The organism is Lentzea tibetensis, from assembly GCF_007845675.1.
Taxonomy (GTDB): Bacteria; Actinomycetota; Actinomycetes; order Mycobacteriales; family Pseudonocardiaceae; genus Lentzea; species Lentzea tibetensis.
On the sequence record NZ_VOBR01000001.1, the window covers coordinates 335,364 to 353,779 of the forward strand.

General features: G+C 70.0%; 17 protein-coding genes. 9 read left to right on the forward strand and 8 right to left on the reverse strand.

Annotation, left to right across the window (positions count from 1 at the left end; genetic code table 11):
- The first annotated feature begins 103 nt into the window (after positions 1-103).
- The 5 genes from FKR81_RS01490 (at position 104) to FKR81_RS01510 (ending at position 5,300) form a co-directional block, all read left to right on the forward strand.
- Entirely contained in the window at positions 104-2,230 is a 2,127-nt protein-coding gene (locus tag FKR81_RS01490) for a GTPase domain-containing protein (RefSeq protein ID WP_146349039.1), read from the forward strand.
- A 127-nt stretch (positions 2,231-2,357) separates the two neighbouring features.
- Positions 2,358-2,969 carry a hypothetical protein gene (locus tag FKR81_RS01495; RefSeq protein WP_146349040.1) on the forward strand — a complete coding sequence of 204 codons (612 nt, stop codon included), beginning with the start codon at positions 2,358-2,360 and terminating at the stop codon, positions 2,967-2,969.
- 83 nt (positions 2,970-3,052) lie between these two features.
- Positions 3,053-3,739 carry a Crp/Fnr family transcriptional regulator gene (locus FKR81_RS01500; protein ID WP_146349041.1) on the forward strand — a complete coding sequence of 229 codons (687 nt, stop codon included), beginning with the start codon at positions 3,053-3,055 and terminating at the stop codon, positions 3,737-3,739.
- Entirely contained in the window at positions 3,736-4,059 is a 324-nt protein-coding gene (locus tag FKR81_RS01505; protein WP_146349042.1) for a hypothetical protein, read from the forward strand. Before FKR81_RS01500 ends, FKR81_RS01505 begins: the two co-directional genes overlap by 4 nt.
- 14 nt (positions 4,060-4,073) lie before the next feature.
- Positions 4,074-5,300, forward strand: a complete 1,227-nt coding sequence (locus FKR81_RS01510; RefSeq protein WP_146349043.1) for a glycosyltransferase family 4 protein — start codon at positions 4,074-4,076, stop codon at positions 5,298-5,300.
- On the opposite strand, the gene FKR81_RS01515 is transcribed toward FKR81_RS01510, so the two are convergent.
- Positions 5,297-7,858: a tetratricopeptide repeat protein gene (locus FKR81_RS01515; RefSeq protein WP_146349044.1), complete on the reverse strand. Its 2,562-nt coding sequence runs from the start codon at positions 7,856-7,858 to the stop codon at positions 5,297-5,299. The two genes, FKR81_RS01510 and FKR81_RS01515, sit on opposite strands and share 4 nt — an antisense overlap.
- A gap of 5 nt (positions 7,859-7,863) precedes the next feature.
- Positions 7,864-9,000, reverse strand: a complete 1,137-nt coding sequence (locus FKR81_RS01520; RefSeq protein WP_146349045.1) for an amidase family protein — start codon at positions 8,998-9,000, stop codon at positions 7,864-7,866.
- A 192-nt stretch (positions 9,001-9,192) separates the two neighbouring features.
- Between FKR81_RS01520 and FKR81_RS01525 the strand changes: the two genes are divergently transcribed.
- Positions 9,193-10,200 carry a DUF3068 domain-containing protein gene (locus FKR81_RS01525; protein WP_186762689.1) on the forward strand — a complete coding sequence of 336 codons (1,008 nt, stop codon included), beginning with the start codon at positions 9,193-9,195 and terminating at the stop codon, positions 10,198-10,200.
- Here FKR81_RS01525 and FKR81_RS01530 read toward each other — a convergent pair.
- Positions 10,163-10,945: a class I SAM-dependent methyltransferase gene (locus FKR81_RS01530; protein WP_146349047.1), complete on the reverse strand. Its 783-nt coding sequence runs from the start codon at positions 10,943-10,945 to the stop codon at positions 10,163-10,165. The genes FKR81_RS01525 and FKR81_RS01530 overlap by 38 nt on opposite strands.
- Positions 10,946-11,048: 103 nt before the next feature.
- Between FKR81_RS01530 and FKR81_RS01535 the strand changes: the two genes are divergently transcribed.
- Positions 11,049-12,170: a glycosyltransferase family 4 protein gene (locus FKR81_RS01535; protein ID WP_235921185.1), complete on the forward strand. Its 1,122-nt coding sequence runs from the start codon at positions 11,049-11,051 to the stop codon at positions 12,168-12,170.
- On the opposite strand, the gene FKR81_RS01540 is transcribed toward FKR81_RS01535, so the two are convergent.
- The 3 genes from FKR81_RS01540 to FKR81_RS01545 are packed head-to-tail and all read right to left on the reverse strand — an operon-like array spanning position 12,117 to position 14,906.
- On the reverse strand, positions 12,117-13,139 hold the full coding sequence (locus FKR81_RS01540) for a condensation domain-containing protein (RefSeq protein WP_146349049.1): 1,023 nt from the start codon (positions 13,137-13,139) through the stop codon (positions 12,117-12,119). The two genes, FKR81_RS01535 and FKR81_RS01540, sit on opposite strands and share 54 nt — an antisense overlap.
- A gap of 4 nt (positions 13,140-13,143) precedes the next feature.
- Entirely contained in the window at positions 13,144-13,296 is a 153-nt protein-coding gene (locus FKR81_RS43200) for a hypothetical protein (RefSeq protein ID WP_186762690.1), read from the reverse strand.
- Between the two features lie 2 nt (positions 13,297-13,298).
- Positions 13,299-14,906 carry a glycosyltransferase family protein gene (locus FKR81_RS01545; protein WP_146349050.1) on the reverse strand — a complete coding sequence of 536 codons (1,608 nt, stop codon included), beginning with the start codon at positions 14,904-14,906 and terminating at the stop codon, positions 13,299-13,301.
- Between the two features lie 129 nt (positions 14,907-15,035).
- Here FKR81_RS01545 and FKR81_RS01550 point away from each other — a divergent pair, with 129 nt between their 5' ends.
- On the forward strand, positions 15,036-16,238 hold the full coding sequence (locus FKR81_RS01550; protein ID WP_146349051.1) for a lipopolysaccharide biosynthesis protein: 1,203 nt from the start codon (positions 15,036-15,038) through the stop codon (positions 16,236-16,238).
- Here FKR81_RS01550 and FKR81_RS01555 read toward each other — a convergent pair.
- A complete protein-coding gene (locus FKR81_RS01555; RefSeq protein ID WP_146349052.1) occupies positions 16,127-16,576 on the reverse strand; it encodes a DoxX family membrane protein in 450 nt (149 codons plus the stop codon). The genes FKR81_RS01550 and FKR81_RS01555 overlap by 112 nt on opposite strands.
- A 23-nt stretch (positions 16,577-16,599) precedes the next feature.
- Positions 16,600-17,016 (reverse strand): DUF4383 domain-containing protein, encoded by a 417-nt coding sequence (locus FKR81_RS01560; protein WP_146349053.1) that lies wholly within the window; start codon positions 17,014-17,016, stop codon positions 16,600-16,602.
- Between the two features lie 152 nt (positions 17,017-17,168).
- On the opposite strand from FKR81_RS01560, the gene FKR81_RS01565 reads away from it, so the two are divergent.
- Entirely contained in the window at positions 17,169-18,413 is a 1,245-nt protein-coding gene (locus FKR81_RS01565) for a type III PLP-dependent enzyme domain-containing protein (protein WP_146349054.1), read from the forward strand.
- The last annotated feature ends 3 nt before the right edge of the window (positions 18,414-18,416 follow it).

Consider the following 18,416-nt stretch of genomic DNA (forward strand, 5'->3'; position numbering starts at 1 on the left):
CCGTACGTGTTGAGACAGCAACCCTCTGTCACTATTCCAACGAAACAGCCATGCATTGCATCGACGATCAATTCATCTCGGCGCTGTGCGATCATGACTCCCCGTGAACGACGACGACGGCCCGCTGCTGGGAGCCATCGCGTCGGCTTTCACGCAGCCGGACATCCGCTGGGGCATCGACGAGTCGACGCTGACGAAGTCCGAGCTGCGCCGGGCGGTGTCCCAGGAGCACTCGGTCCGCGCGGTCGCGAACGCGCAGGAGCTGGCCTACGCCGAGCTGGAGCTGTGGCAGCGGCGCGGGTTCGCCCGCGGCCTCGCCGCGCTCAAGTGGGTGCTCGACAGGCTGTTCTGGTTCGTGTCCGGCGTCGTGGCCGGGGCGACGGCCTGCGCGCCCGCGATCTGGGTGCACGACGTGACCGGCTCGTGGTGGCACGCCGCGCTCGTGTCGGGGTTCCTGCTCGCACCGCCGGTGCTCGCGGGCGTGCGCAGGCGCTTCGTCCCGATCATGTCGCCGGCACTGCGCGAGCCGGTCCTGTCGCTCACCCCCTACGCGGTGGTCGGGGTCATCGCGGTCTGGACGGCGCCGACCATCGAGCCGTACCGCTACTGGGTGCTCGCGGGCATGGGCGGCGCGGCCGTGCTGGGGGTCTTCCGCCGGCTGGAGAACCCGTTGCGGCTGCGGCGGCGCGACAGCCTGGTCGCGTTGTCGGTGCGCAAGGAGTGGGAGCAGGTGCTGCTGACCGACGGCGTGCTCCCGTTCCTGCGCAGGACGCTCAACGCGCACATCGGTCCCCGATACGCGCCGACGCTGGCGATCCCCGACTCGCCCGGCCTGCGCACGTCGCACGCGCAGGCCATGCACGTGCACACCCCGTCCGGCGTCGAGCTGACCCGGATCGTCACGACGCGCGGCCGCGGCAGCATCGCGCTCGCCGGCCCGCGCGGCAGCGGGAAGACGAGCCTGATGCGGGCGTTCTGCGACGGCCGCTACCGCGAGCGGGAACGCCTGCCGGACCTGACGCTCGTCGTGTCGGCGCCGGTGCGGTACGAACCGAAGGAGTTCGTGCTGCACCTGTACGCGGCGCTGTGCCGCCGGGTCATCGAGTACGCGCGGGGCCAGGACCCCGACGCGCCCGATCCGGCGAAGCTGTTCCGCCGCCGCGGGAACAGCTTCCGCCCGGAGTCGATGGGCCTGCACGGCGTGTGGAACCGGCCGACCCGGATCGCCGACCTCGCGGACCTGGCCGTGGCGCGCCTGTTCACGGTGCGCGCCCTGCAGACCTACACCGGTGAGATCGCGGGCAAGGCGGGCCGGGCCGGCGTGGAGCTGAGCGGGAAGCGTTCGGTCGCCGTGGCCACGCGGGCGCTGACGTACCCGGAGATCGTGGACGAGCTGTCCGAGTTCCTGCGCCAGGTGGCGAGCACGCTCCAGTCGGAACCGGCCGTCGGCGGGGTGCTGCCCGGCCGGGTGATCGTCGGCATCGACGAGCTCGACCGGCTCGGCACAGGCGAGCAGGCCGCCGCGTTCCTCAACGAGATCAAGGCGATCTTCGGGGCGAGCGGCTGCTTCTTCCTGGTGTCGGTGTCCGAGGACGCGATGTACCAGTTCGACCTGGCGAGCCCCGGCCTGCGCACGGTCTTCGACAGCTCGTTCGACGAGGTGGTGCGCGTCGGCCACCTGTCGCTGGACTCGGCGCGCGCACTGCTGGACCACCAGACCGTCGGGCTGCCACGCCAGTTCAGCGCGCTCGTGCACGTGCTGTCCGGCGGCATCCCGCGCGACCTCGTCCGCTACTCGGCGGCGCTGGCCGACCTCCGGGACCTGTCACTGGAGGACGTGACGCGCACGCTGGCGGGCCAGGACCTCGACCGGGTGTGCCGTTCGGCCGCGCACGCCGTCGGCCCGCAGAACCCGGCGCTGTTCGGCCTGCTCGCCGACCGGCCTCCGCTGAGCGACGCGGAGCTGAGTCGCTACGCCGGCCGACTGCTGGAGGTTCCGGACTCCTCCGGCCTGCGCGACGTCGTCGCCGCGAACGTCGCCCTGCTGGCGACCGTGCTCGCGGTGTTCACCTCGGACCTGGGCGCCGAGGACCGGCCGTTCGACCGGCTCGCCGAGGTCAAGCGCGACAGCGGCGTGAGCCCGGTGGCCGCGCTCAGCAGGCTCAACGACTGCCGTGCGGCGCTGGGCCTGCCTCCGCTTCCCCGAGCCGGGCGTGCAGACGTTCCCTGACCTGGTCCGGCGTGTAGGCGGCCCGCTTGCGCTGCCCGCGCGCGACCATCACCCCACTGGCGGCAACTCCGACGAAAGCGGCCAGACCTGCGACCTTCCACCACTTCATGTGCCTAGGCTACGGGGCATGGCGATCAGTCTGGACGAAGCCGTCGACCTGACCCGCACGGGTGACGTCTGGGTGTTCCGCGGCAGGAGCGCGGCCGACCGCGCCATCCAGGCCATGACGAACAGCCCGGTCAACCACGTCGGCATGGCCGTCGTGCTGGACGACCTGCCGCCGCTGATGTGGCACGCCGAGCTCGGCAGGTCCCTTCCGGACATGTGGACCGGCAACCACCAGCGCGGCGCCCAGCTCCACGACCTGCGCGCCGCCGTCGTCACGTGGTCGGAGAAGTACGGCCAGCGCGCCTGGCTCCGCCAGCTCGACCACCCGGTGACGCGCTCCATGGAGGACGCCGTCCTGCGCACCGTGGCCCGTCTCGACGGCACGCCGTTCCCGTCGACCGCCAAGCTCGCCTCGCGGTGGCTGCGCGGCCGCCTGCCGATCCGCGGCAAGGACAACGCCGCGCTCGACACCGCGTTCTGCGCGGAGATCGTCGCGGTCACCTACGAGTCGATGGGGTTGCTGCCCGCGCGGCGGCCCAACTGGTACGACCCCGGCCGGTTCTGGAGCGGTGACGACCTCGACCTGCTCGACGGCGCGAAGCTCGGCGGCGAGATCGAGATCAGGCTCTAGCACTCGACACTGCTCTACGCGCTAATCTTCATTCAGTTGTCGGTATCGCCACAGTTGAATGTAGACCAGTACACTCAGCTGTCATGACGGACGACAGTTCGGTCAGGATCTTGAAGTTCCTCAACGCCGACCAGCGGACCGAGCTGAAGGCGCTGGGGACACCGGTGCGCTATCCCCCGGACCACACGATCTTCTTCGAAGGGCAGCCGTCCCACTCGGCGCTGCTCATCAACGAGGGGCACCTCAAGGTCACGCGCGTGGCCGCCGACGGCAAGGAGACCATCCTCGCCATCCGCGGCACGGACGAGCTGATGGGCGAGGAAGGGGTGCTCATGGAAGAGCCCCGTTCCGCCACCGTCACCACGATCACGGACGTGGCGGGCGTCGACATCGCGGCCGCGGATCTCTACGGGTTCGTGCGGGACAACGACCTCTGGCCGCTGATGTACCGCGCGGCCGTCAAACGCGGACGCCAGTCCGACCAGCGGTTCCTGCGCGAGCCGCTCAACGTCAAGAGCAGGCTGGCGCTGTGGCTGCTCGAGCTGGCTCGTGAGGTCGGCGAACCGGGTGAGGACGGCGTGGTGATCGGCACGACGCTGTCGCAGCAGGATCTCGCCAGCAAGATCGGCGCGTCCAGGGACGCGGTGGCCATCGCACTGCGCGCGTTGCGCGAAGCGGGCGTGTTGAGCACCGCGCGAAACCGCATCGTCCTGCACAACCTCGAAGCACTTCGCCAGCAACTGGTCCCACAGATCGAGGGCGCACCATGACGAACCCCCTGGGTCCCTTCCAGCCGATCTGGGATGCGTGGGACGAGGTCGACGGCGAGATGAAGCGGAAGCCGCTGACGCACTTCCGGGAAGCCGTCCGCATCCAGTTCGACGAGCTCGACGCCCACCTCGCCAACGGCAAGCGGGACGCCGCGGCACGCGAGGTCGTCGACGTCATCAGCATCGCGCTCAACTGCCTGCGCAATCTCGGCTACCAGCCGGACGAGATCGCCGACATCGCGCGGGCTCGTGCGGAGAACCGGATGCGGGGCCAGGCCGCGGAGATCCTCGACAGCTACCAGAAGCGGTACGGCATCTGACCGGAGGTGGTCCCATGCCGGGGCGCGGCAAGCAGCGGAAGCTCTGCTTCAAGCTCGCCTGCGACGAGTGGCTGCCCAGGACCGGGGGCATCTCGCAGTTCAACCGCTCGCTGGCCATCGCGTTGGCGCGCAACGGCCATCGCACCCTTTGCGTGGTGCACCAGGCTTCGCGGGAGGAGTTCCAGGACGCGGCCGACCACGGCGTCGTGCTGTTCACCGCGGCGCCCACACCGGACGGCCCGATGCCCTACCTGGGCATCCCCGACGTCATCGCGGCGAGGCCCGACGTCGTGATCGGCCACGACATCGTCAGCGGCTCGGTCGCCTGGGCCTACGTCAAGCACTACCTCCCCGAAGCCAAGCTCATGCAGATCGTGCACACGCCGCACGCGCAGAACGAGGCCTACAAGCGCCCGAAGGCCGCCACCGAGTACACGGAGTTCCGCGAGGAGCAGATCCGCCGGGTCGCCGTGGACGCGGACGTGATCGCCGCGGTCGGCCCTCAGCTGGCCCGCCGCGCCGAGGCGATCATCGGGAACGCGTTCGGGGTGCTCCCGGTGCTGCAGCTGGATCCGGGGATGGACGTTCCGGACAGCCACGCGGGTCGGCGGCGCAAGCCGCCGGCCAACTTCACGATCATGATGCTCACCCGCACCGGCCACGTCGAACCGAAAGGTCTCGACCTCGCCGCGCGGGCGATCGCCGCGCTCAAGGTGCGGCCCGGTGCTCCGCTGCCCGACCTGCTGGTCCGCGGTGCGCAGCCGAAGACCTGCGACGACCTCAGGCGCAGACTGATCAAGCTGTCCGGGCTCTCCCCGGACCGGGTGGACGTCCGCCCGTTCACACCGGACCACACCGTGGTCACGCGCGACCTCGAACGCGCGGCTCTGTTCGTGATGCCCTCCCGCGTCGAGGGGTTCGGCCTCGCCGGGCTCGAGGCCATCGCACACGGCACGCCCGCGCTGGTGTCGAGCAAGAGCGGGCTGGCGGAAACCCTGGCGACGAAGCTCCCGATGCCGGCCCGGTCGATGGTCGTCGACGTGACCGGCGACGACGACGTGGACGTCGCGCAGTGGTGCCGGGCGATCGAGTGGTCACTGGACAACCTGCAAGCGTCGTTCGACCACGCGCACGAGGTCCGCGACCTGCTCGCCCCGATGCTCACCTGGGAGCACGTGGTCGACGCGATCGTCGAGAGCGTCACCGTGCCGTCGCGCACGCTGCACGTCGCCTCGCCCTAGTCCAGCGCGCGTGCGGACGCCTTGGCCCGCACCCGCTCCGCGTCCCGGTGCCGCAACTCGGTGAAGATCATCGCGGACCGGTACCACGACCGCACCGCCTGCTCGAGGTCCCCGGCATCGCAGTGCGCGTCACCGAGGTGGTCGTAGGCCTCGGCCTCCCAGTACCGGTCCCCCAGCTGCCGGTCGATGTCGATGGACCGCCGGTACCGGTCGATCGCGCTGATCGGCAACCCGAGCCGCTGCTCGATCTCACCGATGTTGATCAGCACGTCGGCCTGTCCCTCGAGGTGCCCGACCACGAGGTAGTCGCGCAACGCCTGCTCGCACAACGGCAGGCCCTCGGCGTGCCGTTCCACCAGGGCGAGCTGCTTTCCCAGGGTGTTCAACGCGTCCGCGCGCACCAGGTGGTCGGCGGTCGCGTGGACCAGGCTCCACGCCTGCTGCGCATGGGACAGAGCGGTCTCGTGGTCGCCGCGCGCCTGCAGGATCCGGTTGAACGCCAGGTGGGTGCGGAACAGTCCGACGGAGCTCGAGGCGTTCAGCTCCAGCGCCTCGTGCAGCACCTCAGAAGCCTCGTCGAGTGAACCGAGCCTGCCGAGCGCGGACCCGAGGTGCCGTGACGCGGTCGCCTGGCCCTCGGCATCACCGGCACGACGAGCCGCCGCCAGCGCGGTCCGGTGCACGGCGACGCGTTCACGCCAGCGGCCGCTGCGGCGCAGGAAGGTCGTGCAGGCCCACGCGAGCCGCCAGGCGTGGCCGGCGAAGTCGTGTGCGGCTGCGAAAGCGACCAGTGCCTGCAGCACCTCGGACTCCGCGGTGAACCACGCCATCCCGTCGGTGTACGTCGACACGTCCACACCCGGCGCGCGCACCACACCGTCGCGGCACGGCTGGATGGCGCGATCTGCGGCGAACGCCAGCGACAGGTAGTGGTCGAGCATCGCCGACGCGGCCGAAGTCCGTTCAGCGGCAGGAGAACCGAGAGCCTGCTCTGCCGCGTAGGCCCGGAGCAAGTCGTGGAACCGGTACCTGCCTGGAACGTGCTCGGCGATCAGGTGCGCCGCGGTCAGCTCGGCCAGCAGCTCCCGAACGCCGGAAGACAGTGCGGCACACGCGTCCAGCGACACGTCCGGCCCCGGATGCAACCCCAGCAACCGGAACAGCCGGGCCGCGTCCGGCGTGAGCACCCGGTACGACCACGAGAACACGGCGCGCACGCTGAGATCCGCCATGGACAAGGCGTCCAGCCGGTCGTGCTCGTCCCGCAGCTCGCGCACCAACGAGCGCAGCGGCAGCGATGGCCGCACAGCCGCGTGGGCGGCGATGATCGACAACGCCAGCGGCAGCCGTCCGCACAACGCGGCGAGCTCGGCGCCGATCACGGGCTCGTCCCCGAAACGCGGCGAGCGCGCAACCAGAAGAGCCAAAGAGTCCTCAGTGGACAGCACGTCCAGCGCGATCCGGTTGGCGCCCTCCTGCACGGTGAGCCCGTCGAGCCTGCGCCTGCTCGTCACCAGCACGACGCAACCGGGACTCGCCGGCAGCAACGGCCGGACGTGCTCGGACGAGCGGGCGTTGTCGAGCACCACGAGCACTCGCCGGTCCGCCAGCAGGCTGCGGTACAACGCCGCGCGCTGCGCCAGGTCGGCCGGGATCGAGTTGGTGGCAACGCCGAGCGCCTGCAGAAAGCCGTGCAGCGCCTCGCCGGGGTCCATCGGCTCGCCTGGGTCGAAGCCGCGCAGGTTGACGTGCAGCTGGCCGTCCGGGAACGAGTCCTTCACGCGGTGCGCCCAGTGCAGCGCCAGTGTCGTCTTGCCGATGCCCGCGCTGCCATCGATCGCGGTGATCACCACCGTCCCGGACGGCACGCCGGAGTCCAGCAGCCGGCACAACCGGTCCAGCTCGGACGACCGGCCGACGAACCGGCTGACCACGACCGGGAGCTGTCGCGGCACCGACCCGTCCGCGACGCCGAGGTCGGCAGGCAGGTCGCAGTCCGGCAGGCAGATCCACGCCGTCGCGTCGGTTTCCTTGGCGCGCACCCGGACGCGCAGGTAGCGGTCGCGGTCCGCGGACAGGCTGTGCCACACCACCTCGTCGTGGAACCACGCCGAGGTGATCACCGCCAGCGAGCTGGACGACGACGCCAGTGCGCGTTTGAGCACCGGCGCGTCCAGCAGCCGGAAGGCGAGGTTCACCGCCGTGCCCGCCACGCCGTGCGCGTCGTAGTGGATCTCACCAGCGTGCAGCGCGAGCCGCAGCCGGATCTGCTCCTCGTCGCCGCACGCGTCGTTGTGCTCGCGCAACGCCGCCACGAGCTCGCGCGGCAGGGTCTCGGCGAACACGCTCTTCGGCACGCGCGGTGGCACGAGCACCAGCACACCGTCGCCGCGGTCCTCGTGGTCGCACGAGTCCCACGGCACGCCGCAGCGTGAGAACACCCGCACGAGCAACTCGTACAGGGCGTCCCGGACAGCGACCTGGTGGATGTCGGTGCGCCTGGGGTCACCGAACCCCGCGACGTCCACCAGGACGAGCATCCGATGCACCGCGGCCATGCTTTCTATGCAACCGCACTTCCGTACGTCCGGTCCCGTTCCTCCTCGATGATTCGGGCCACCTCGAGCAACGCGCCCTCCGCCGACGGCACCGCGACGAGCGTGACGGGCAACGGGTAGCCGTCGGCGTCCCAGCCCGCGAGCACGGACACCGCCGGATAGCCGCTCACCCGCCACAGCGGTGAGAACGGCGACGTGGCGCCGTTGCGCACGAGCACCGCGCCCGGCAGCGACGTCGCCTCCGCCGGACCGGTGTAGCCGGGCGTGACCAGCAGGTCGATACCGCCGAACATGTCGTCGAGCATCGCGCGTTCCGCGGACACCAGCGCACGGCACAGGCCGCGGAACGGGGTGGGCACCAGCTTGCCGAGCAGCGCCAGCTCGCGCGGGCTCGCCGTCAGATGTGGTGCCAGCAGGATCCGGCCGTGCTCGGCGAGGTGCGGGTCGTGGTCGACGACCTCGTTGGCGTGCAACGAGAGCAGCGCCGCCACGTCCTCGACCACGCGTCGCATCGGCGCGCGGGTGCGGGTGTGCACGGCCACGCCGCGCAGCGACACCCCGATCCGGAGTGGACGCTCCGAGCGTTCGGCGCGCCAGCCGAGGCCGGACAGCACGTGCTCGACATCCGAGACATCTCGGGCCAGCACACCGGATCCGCCGCCGGACTGGTAGCCGACGACGCCCACCGCGCCTGCCGGGACCTGTCCCGCGCCAGGTGCTCTGCGGGCCAGCACCGCGCTCACGACGCCGGACGCCACCGCGATCGCCGTCCCGCTGACGAGCGGGTCCAGCGAGGTGGCCGGGAAGTCCGGCGCGGGGTTGCGATGGCGCTCCGCCGCGGATGTCCGTCCGATAACGATCGCGCCCGCGGCCTGCAGTAGGCCGAATGCCGTACGCGGCAAGGAGTCCTCGACGGCCATCGGCAACCCGAGCAGCGCGCCGCGCTCGCCGAGCGCCAGGCGCCGATCGGCCTCGTCGGCGCTGTGCCGGGCGCCGGACAGGTCGACGTCCGTGAAGACGTGTCGCAGGGGGTTGAGCTGGTCAACAGAGGTAGCAAGGAGTTCTGCAGCGGTGGTCGCACCGCTACCGAGCAACCGGGCCTGGGCGGCTGCTCCGGGATAGCACATTGGCGTGTCTTCCACGTGTCTCGTTCCTCCGGCGCTCGGGCCGATGAGCTCCTGTTGGTCTCTTCGGCCGCCACCCGACTCACAGCAGGGATGCCGCCGAACGGAAGTACGTCACGGCGGCCGAGTAGCGGCTTTCTCCACGCGGACCGATCAAGATGACCTGTGTCACCCCGATGGGAGGTTGCGCCGAGGTTACTGTCCGGTAGTTTGCTCGCCACTGTGACGTCCATCTCACGCCTAAAAGGAGGAAGGTTGCGACGTGTCGCGAGCCTCGTGCTGATCGGCCTTGGCATCTTCACGCTGGCGCTCGGAGCGGTGCTCCGGTTCTACGTCTACCCCGAGCTCGCCGTCGTGCCGCTCGACCAGAAGACCGAATCCGTTGCGGAAGGTGTCGCAAGGGTCTTCTACCCGAAGGAGCTCGTGGTCAAGGAGGCCCAGCTCACCGCGACGCGCAAGGTCGAGAGCAACCGCACCCGCCCCGAGGTCGAGTCGGGCGGGAATGTCATGGTGTGGGACCAGGGTCTGCTGGTGACCGACGGCGACAACCAGATCGTGTCGGCGCTGGAACACCAGGTGTGCCTTGACCGTCGGACGAACATGGCGCTGGACAAGTGCAGCGAGCAGTACGTCACCGACAACAAGGAAGGTCCGACGCCGGACGACAAGGCCGTCCACCAGGAGGGGCTGAACTACAAGTTCCCGTTCGGCACCGAGGCGAAGGACTACCCGTACTTCGACACGACCATGCGCAAGGCCAGCACCGCGCGCTACGAGGGCACGGAGCAGCTCGGCGGGCTGGAGGTCTACAAGTTCGTCCAGCAGATCACGCCGGTGAAGCTCCGCGACCAGGAGGTGCCCGGCCAGCTGGTCAACAGCACGGCGCCGTCGGTCATGGCCGGCCGCTACTACCAGAACACCCGGACCATGTGGGTGGAACCGGTCAGCGGCATCATCGTCAAAGGTTCGGAAAAGCAACGCCAGATGCTGATCGGCCCGGACGGCAAAGAAGGAACCGTACTGCTCGACGGCACCTTGACGTTCAACGACAAAACCGTCAAGGAATCCACTGAACGTGCCACCGAGGCGCACGACAAATTGAAGCTGATCAGCTCGACCGGTCCGGTCGTGCTGGGTTCGCTCGGTGTTGTCATGTTGCTCGGCGGAATTCTTCTCGGCGTCAGCGGGCGCCGGAAAGCGGCACGTCACATCGCCTGAGCACGACCACGAAGTTCCACGAGGCGACCTCCCGGACCACCGGAACGCGGGCGATCCACTTCGCCCACCACGGGTGGTACCGGGGGAACGTCTCGACCACCTCGGCGTCGGAACAGCGGTGCGCCCAGCGCTGTGCGGCCGCGACCGTCACCGGGAACAGGCTCGTGCCGAAGCTGTTCTTCGGCGGCTTGCCCATCCGGCGCTCGTAACGGCGCGCCGCGTAGTACCCGCCCAGGAAGTGCCACGGCGCGGTCTCGTGACCGCCCCAGGGCGAGTACCAGGGCGTGTAGGACATGAAGACGATGCCTCCCGGCCTGGTCACGCGGACCATCTCGGACAGCATCAGCCACGGGTCGCCGACGTGCTCCAGGACGTTGGAGGAGTAGCAGACGTCGACCGAACCGGTCCGCACCGGCAGCGCGGTACCGCTCGCCCTGATCATTCCGGGGTCGGGCTCACCGCGTGCGGAGAGCTCGCCGACGTCCGGGTCGAGCCCGACGTAGCGCGCGCCGGCACCGCGGAACGCCTCGGCGAAGTAGCCGGGCCCGCCGCCGACGTCGAGCACGGTGGCGCCGTTCAACGGGGCGTACGCGGACAGCTGGTTGACTGAGTCGTCAGCCAGAATTTGATAAAAGTGATCGGGATCGGTCTGTTCTTTCAGAAACGCGCGAAAAAGGCGAACAGACCGACCGATGGTTGGCCTGCGACAAGTTTCTCGGCTCTGAACTGAATCGATCTCGACCATTGCCTTGCCCCATATTCCGTCTAATATGGCTACCTGGCAGTAACCTAGCATCCGGGAGAGGCAGATGTCGCGTTGTCCCGATAACCGGCCGAGTGTTCTGCTGGTGAATTGGCGCGACACCAGACACCCCGAGGGCGGCGGTTCCGAGCGGTACGTCGAGCGCATCGCCGAAGGACTGGCGCAGCTCGGCTACCGGGTCGCGATCCAGTGCGCGGACCACGGTCGCGCGCCCCTCGGCAACTGGGTCGCCGGTGTCCGGTTCCGCAGGCGTGGCAACAAGTTCACGGTCTACCTGTACGCGCTGCTGGCGATCCTGCGCTCCGACGCGGACGTCATCGTCGACGTGCAGAACGGCATGCCGTTCTTCAGCAGGCTGGTCGCCCGCTGCCCCGTCCTCGTGCTGGTGCACCACGTGCACCGCGAGCAGTGGCACAGCGCGCTCGGGCCGTTCTTCGGCCGGATCGGCTGGTGGATCGAGTCGTGGCTCGCACCGCGGCTGTACCGGAAGTGCCGGTACGTCACGGTGTCCAACGTGACCCGCGACGAGCTGGCCGCATTGGGCGTCGAGCTGCGCCGCACGGTCGTCATCCCGAACGGGCTCGACGCCGTGCCCGCTGTTCCCGTGCGACAGGCCCAGGAACCGGTGCTGGTCGCGGTGAGCAGGCTGGTGCCGCACAAGCGGCTGGAGCACGCGATCGACCTCGTCGCGCGGCTGCGTCCGACGTGGCCGAACCTCCGGCTGGAACTCGTCGGCGAAGGCCCGTGGAAGGAAGTGCTGCGCCAGCACGCGATCGACCGCGGCGTCGCGGACAGCGTCGTGATCCACGGCTGGGTCGACGAGCACCGCAAGCACGAGATCCTGGCCGGGTCGTGGGTGCACGTGTGCCCGTCGGTCAAGGAGGGCTGGGGCATCGTGATCATGGAGTCGGCCGCGCACGGCGTCCCCACGGTCGCGTACCGGTCCGCGGGCGGTGTCGCGGAGGCGATCGTCGAGGGCCGGACCGGTCTGCTGGCCGAGGACTTCGACGACTTCGTCGCGCACACCGAGGCGTTGCTGCGCGACCACCCGCTGCGCAAGGCGATGGGCGCGGCCGGGCGGGTGCGGGCGGCGCAGTTCAGCTGGGACGAGAGCCTCGACGCGTTCGAGAGCGTCCTGCACAGCGCGCTAGGGCTACCGCGGCGTCCCATCCTCGACAACAGCCCGGTCGCACAGCAGGTCGAGTAGCTCGGCGGCGGCGTCGGCACCGAAGTCCCTGCGGCGCGCCCGCAGCGTGACCGTGGTGAACTCCCCTGTCGTCACCACGCCGAACGCGACGCCCGAGCGGCCGCTGGCCGACGGGTAGAAGCGCACCGCGCGGACGCCGGCCTTGACGACGCCGAGGTTCGACGCGAGGAAGGTCGAACCCAGACGCGGCGCCAGCAGCCTCATCCCCAGACGCGCCACCAGGTTCTGCGCGCTGGGGAACCCGGCTTCCGGCGCCGCGTTCGCCAGCAGCACGCGCACGGCGTTCTCATCCGCGCCGACGGGCATCCGCAGCCTCAGCAGGGCGCTGGCGGCCTCGGGAAGCGGGTCCGCTCCCCCGCGCCAGGACGCGCCGATGGCCGCCACGACGCGGTCGTGCGCCGCACCGTGCGCGGCGTTCCACGCACGGGTCGCGTGCAGTGCCGCGGCGGTGAGCCGGGTGCTGCCCAGCTTCGTCCTGCGGAGCTCGCGCGACACCAGGTGGTCCCCGGTCTCGTGGCCGCTGCGGGTGGGCTGGACGCGCGTAGGAGGCGTGAAAACGGCCTCCCGCAGGCGATCCGCCGCGTTGAGGAGGTACGAGCGGTCCGGAGCCCGTTGCGCGACACCGGTCGCCGAGCTGCTGACGGGTTCGCCGAGCGCGATGCCGAGCAGCGCGACCAGGCCGAGCCCGTCGACCGCGCCGTGGTGCGCGGCGATCATCAGCCGCTTGTGGGCGAGCGCGACCCGGACGAGCGGATCGCCTTCGGTGTAACGGGAATCGGCGAAACCGGCGCGCGTCTCGTCCCAGGTGGACGGCGCGACGACCGAGGGTGCCGGCCCGATGTTCGGAAAACTGACCGAGGCGCCGGACATCCGCGCGGCTACTGCCGCGGGGTCCGGCGCCTCGTCGAGGTCCGCCTCCAGCAGGATGCTCCAGGAGGCCTCCGGGTCACCGGAGAAGCCGACCGTCACCCAGTCACCGGGAGCCGTAGTCGATGACCTCCGGCTCAGCCTGCTGCTGGAGCTCGACGACGCGGTCCGGGTGGTTCTGGTTCACCACGATCGCGCCGACACCGCCCGCGACGCCGACTCCGGCGAGTACCACGAGCAGGACAACAACCACGCCCACGACTACTCCTCACGTTGGGGTGGCGCGAATCTACCGACGAGTAACCGTCTCCACAACAGGCTGACGCAGATCAGTGACCCAGCTGCGATCCAGGCGAGCACAACGGGTGCAACGGGTGGGCCGTTCGGCGCAGCCGGAGGCACTCCCGGCACCTTGTAGAGCGCCAGCTCCGGCCCGTCGTAGACCTTCTCCAGCCGCTTCAACAGGTTCTCGTCGGCCCGGCCGGGCGTGCCGTACTCGACGAGCACCCAGCTGATGCCGGTGTAGTCGTGCGCGCGCAGCCTGGCCGCCCGCGGGTCCTCCCCCGCGATCAGCCTGCCGCCGACCGACAGCGCGTCGTCCGCCACGGTCGTGCCCGGCAGGTAGCGGGGTGCGGGGTCGAGCTGGGTGCGCCGGTCGTTCCAGTCGAACCGCCGGAACGCCGACAGCGGCAGCACGGCCACGTCGCCGGGCTGGTCGTCGAGCAGCTCGCGCACCCGCGCCCAGTCGGCCGGGTAGTCGACCGGCTCGAGCCGCCCGAAGCCGCCCCACGCGAGGTCGGGCAGCAGGCCCATCAGCAGGACCGCCACCAGCATCCGGGCGTTCAGCCGTTCGGTGATGACGGCCAGCCCGATGGCGAACGGCAGCGCCCACCACGCGACCCACTTCTGGCCGTCCCGCAGCAGGCCGGCGCCCGGCACGTGCTCGATCGCGGCCGTCATCGCCGTCGCACCGCCGGGAAGCGTCGCGATGACCGCCAGCAGCACCCCGATCGCGCCGAGGATCGTCAGGTTGCGCGTGGCGGGCATGCGGCGGGCCAGTTCGCGGAGTCCGAGCAGTGCCGCGACGGTCAGCACGACGGTGATCACCGGCAGCACCGGGTTGGTCCGGCTGATCGGGACCACCTCGCCGTTCCACACACCGCCCAGCCCGAGCACGCTGAGCACCGGGCCGCCCCAGTTCTCCGCGCGGGCGCTGAACGCCGTGACGCCCGCCGGATCGGACAGACCGCTGTGCAGCAACGAGGGCACCCACCACGGGGCGTTGAGCACGACCCCGATGCCCAGCACCGGCAGCACTTTCCGCCGTCCGGCCGTCGCGAGCGCGGTGCCGAGCGCGAGCAGGCCGCCCGGCGCGGACAGAACGGCGGGCAGCATCGTGAGCACCAGCCGCGTCCACGCCCTCGGCTCGTTCGCCCGCATGCGCAGGCCCGCCATCGCGACCCACGGCAGCGCGGCGTAGCCCAGCAGCAGGGTCCAGTGGCCGAGGAAGAGCCGTTCGGCGACGTAGGCGTTCCACGTGTACGCGACGGCCGCGACGATCCGGACGCCGGTCTTGTCCGTCGGCACGAGCTTCCCCGCACCGAGCGCGCCGACGAAGAAGATCGCGGCCAGCGCGAGCTTCTGCACGAGCTGACCCGGCACGACCAGCGTCGCGAGCGCGACCACTGCGTCGACCGGAACGGCCCTGGGCAGTGCCTCGCTGAGCCCGAACGCGACCGCGTTCAACGGCTGGCGCGGCGTGAAGACCATGTCGTAGACGAGGACGTAGCCGGGCATCAGCACCGGCGCGAGCACCGCGAGCGTCAGCCCCGCGCACGTGGCGTAGAGCTTGAGTCCGTTCGGACGCACTTCCTGCCTCTCCGGTCGTCCTGCCGCTACAGTCGCCGAAACTACCGGCCAGTAGGACCGGCGAGTGCCGTTTGAAGGCCATCACAAAGATGACCTCTCGCGACACCCCCCGCAGCGGAAGGACACGGCGTGGCCGCTCCGGCAACGACCACCGCTCGCCTGGATGCACTGCTGATCACCGGCGCTCTCCTGGGCGCCAACGCGGCGAGCTACGTGCTGACGATCGCTGCCGCACGCGCTCTCGCACCAGCGGTTTTCGGTGAGCTGAGCGCGTTGCTGGCACTGGTCGTCATCGGTGTCGTGCCCGCGATGAGCCTGCAGACCGTCGCCGCGCTGCGCGTGACGACGCTCGGCCCGCGCCCGTTGTTCGGACTCGGGCTCAGCGTCAGCGCGGGCATGACCGTGCTGACGCTGTCGCTCGCCCCGCTGCTGAGCAGGCTGCTGCACCTCGACGGCCCGTGGCCGATCGTGTGGCTCGCCCTGTCGCTGGCGCCGATGACCGTGCTCGGCGTCTGCCACGGCCTGCTCCAGGGCAACCACCGGTTCGGCGCACTGGCGCTGCTGGTCGCGTTGGAGGGCCTGGGAAAGGTCGGCGGCGGACTCGCCGGCCTGCTGATCCACCCCACGTCCACCTCGGTGCTCGCCGGGACGGCCGTCGGGTCGCTGCTCGTGGTGCTGACCGGCTGGACGCTGTGCGGCCGCCCGCGCCCCACCCGCCCGTCGGGCGGCGCGGAGGTGCTGCACGCGTCGCAGGCCATGCTCGCACTCGTGCTGCTGGTGAACCTCGACCTCGTGCTGGCGCGCCACCAGCTGCTCGGCCACGAGGCGGGCGAGTACGCCGTCGGCGCGGTCGTCACGAAGATCGCGTACTGGCTGCCGCAGGCGGTCGGCGTCCTGGTGCTGCCGCGCATGGCCGACCCCGACGAACGACGCCGCACGCTGCCGGTCGCGCTGGCCGTGTGCGCGGGACTCGACGCGATCGTCGTCGCGGGGTGCGCCTTGTTCGCGCCGCTCGGCGTGGGACTGATCGGCGGCGACGGCTACCGCGGTGACGCCGTACCGCTGTGGGAGTTCGCGCTCGTCGGCTCGTGCCTGGCACTGGTGCAGCTGCTGCTGTTCGCCCGCATCGCCAGCGGCGACCGCCGATCCACCGGTGCGGTGTGGATCGCGGTCGCCGTCGAGATCACCCTGATCACGATGTGGCTCAACGGGTCCACCGGTCAGGTGGTGACCGGTGCGCTGCTCGCCACCGCGGGACTGGCCGGTGCGGGCGCGGTGATCGAGGGCCGCAGCATGGGACGGAACGCGGCGCGGTACGCCCAGGCCAGGTAGACCTCGAACGCGGCGATCACGAGCGACATCCCGGTGCCCGCAGGCGCCAGGAACACGTGGAACGCCACGATGTTCACCACGACCGGCGCGAGCAGCGCCAGTGCGAGCGGCACGAACCTGTTGACCAGCAACAGGACTCCGACGACGAGCTCGACGCCCATCGTCAGCTGCATCATGTACCCGGTCTCGCCGAGTGCGGTGCTGAACGCCATCGCCCCGGCCGGCATGCCTTCGGTGGACATCGGCGCGAACTGCAGGAACCCGTTGAGGCCGGAGAAGGTGAAGAGCAGCCCGAGCAGGGCCCGTGCGGCGGCGGTGAGGAAGCGGTTGATGTTCATGGTGATCAGCCTGGTACCTCCAGTTATGTGGAGGTCACCATGCGCTTGCTGTGATACCGGTCACCGACCAGTCCGAGCCCGATGAGCGTGACCGACTCCGCCAGATGCACGAAATTATCGGCACCGTTCAACGCGAGCAGGTTGAGCGAAGTGGAGCCGATGAACAATCCCAGCACACCGACCACCAGATAAATTACACCCAATGTCAGGTTCACTTTCCTGGACACCGTCGCTCCGGCTGCGGCTCCGGCGATGAGCGTGGATCCGGCAATCAGGTGAATAATGTTGTGAAGTGTGTTCACCTCGAACACGCCGAGTAGCTGACCGCCATGCTGACCTGCGAAGTCATGCTCTCCTGACACCGTGAAGCCGAGTATTCCGAGCGCGATGAACGTCGCTCCGAACACGTAACCGGCCAGTTGGTTTGGTGTGGGGGACATTGTTCCTCCCTTGCGAATGGGACTGTTTCTGAAACTCCCGATCCCGGCCGGGGAGTGTCAAGATCTACCCGCAACCCGGTTCTCGCATGCGCCCACCCATTAACCGCATGACCACTTATCCGACAGGTGCGAGCAGCGCGAACATTTCGGGCATGAGCGAGTACACCGTCCAGGGGATTCCGGTCTCCGCCATCGCCGAGCAGTTCGGCACCCCCTGCTACGTCTACGACGCGGCGGGGATCGAGCGGGCCCACGCCGAGCTGCGCGCGGGTCTCGACGACGCCGTGCGGTTGTTCTACTCGCTCAAACCGAACCCCAACGTCAGCGTGGTGAAGCTGCTGCTGAGCCTCGGCACCGGCGTCGAGGTGTGCTCGATGGGCGAGCTGCACACCGCGCTGGTGGCCGGGGCGAAGCCGGAGGACATCCTGTTCACCGGGCCCGGCAAGAGCGTCGACGAGTTGCGGGCGTTGATCGGGCTCGGCGTGCGGGCGATCATCTGCGAGTCGTTCGCCGAGCTCGACCTGATCAACGAGCTGGCGACGAGGCCGGTGGACGTGCTGCTGCGGGTGAACCCGTCGTTCGGCGTCCAAGGTGGACGATTGACGATGGCGGGCAAGCCGAGGCAGTTCGGCATCGACGAGGACCAGGTGCTGTCGGCGAAGCTGCACCACCCTCGCGTGCGGCTGATCGGCATCCACGTCTACACCGGCACCCGGATCCTCGACGCGGACGTGATCGTCGAGAACACCTGGCGCGTCTTCGACCTGGCGGGCAAGGTGGCCGAGGCGCTCGGGTTCACGCCCGAGCTGGTCGACGTCGGCGGCGGCATCGGGCTCGCCTACTACCCCGGCGAGACCGACCCCGACCCCCAGGTGCTGACCGACGGCGTCAACAAGGCCGTCGCCGCGTTCCGCGACCGGTTCCCGCAGGCGCAGGTCGCGCTGGAACCCGGCCGGTACCTGGTCGGCCGCGCCGGGATCTACGTGGTGAAGGTCCGCTACGTCAAGCAGTCCAGGGGCGAGCGGTACGTCGTCACGGACGGCGGCACGCACCAGAACATGTCCGCCGTCGGCACGGGAACGTACCTGAAGCGCAACTTCCCGATGCACCTGCTGTCCGATGTGGACCGTCCGGTGCTCGGCCCGTGCCACGTCACCGGGCCGCTGCTCACGCCGACCGACCTGCTCGGCAAGGACGTCGAGCTGCCGGAGGTCTCCCCCGGCGACCTCATCGGCGTGCAGCGGTGCGGTGCGTACGGCCCGACGGCGTCCATCGCCTACATGAACGGGCAGGGCTACCCGGCCGAAGTGCTGGTCCACCAGGGGAAGGCGCTGCTCGTGCGGCGCAGGGACACGCCGGAGGACCTGCTCGACCGTCAGATCGTCGTGGACCTGTGAGGA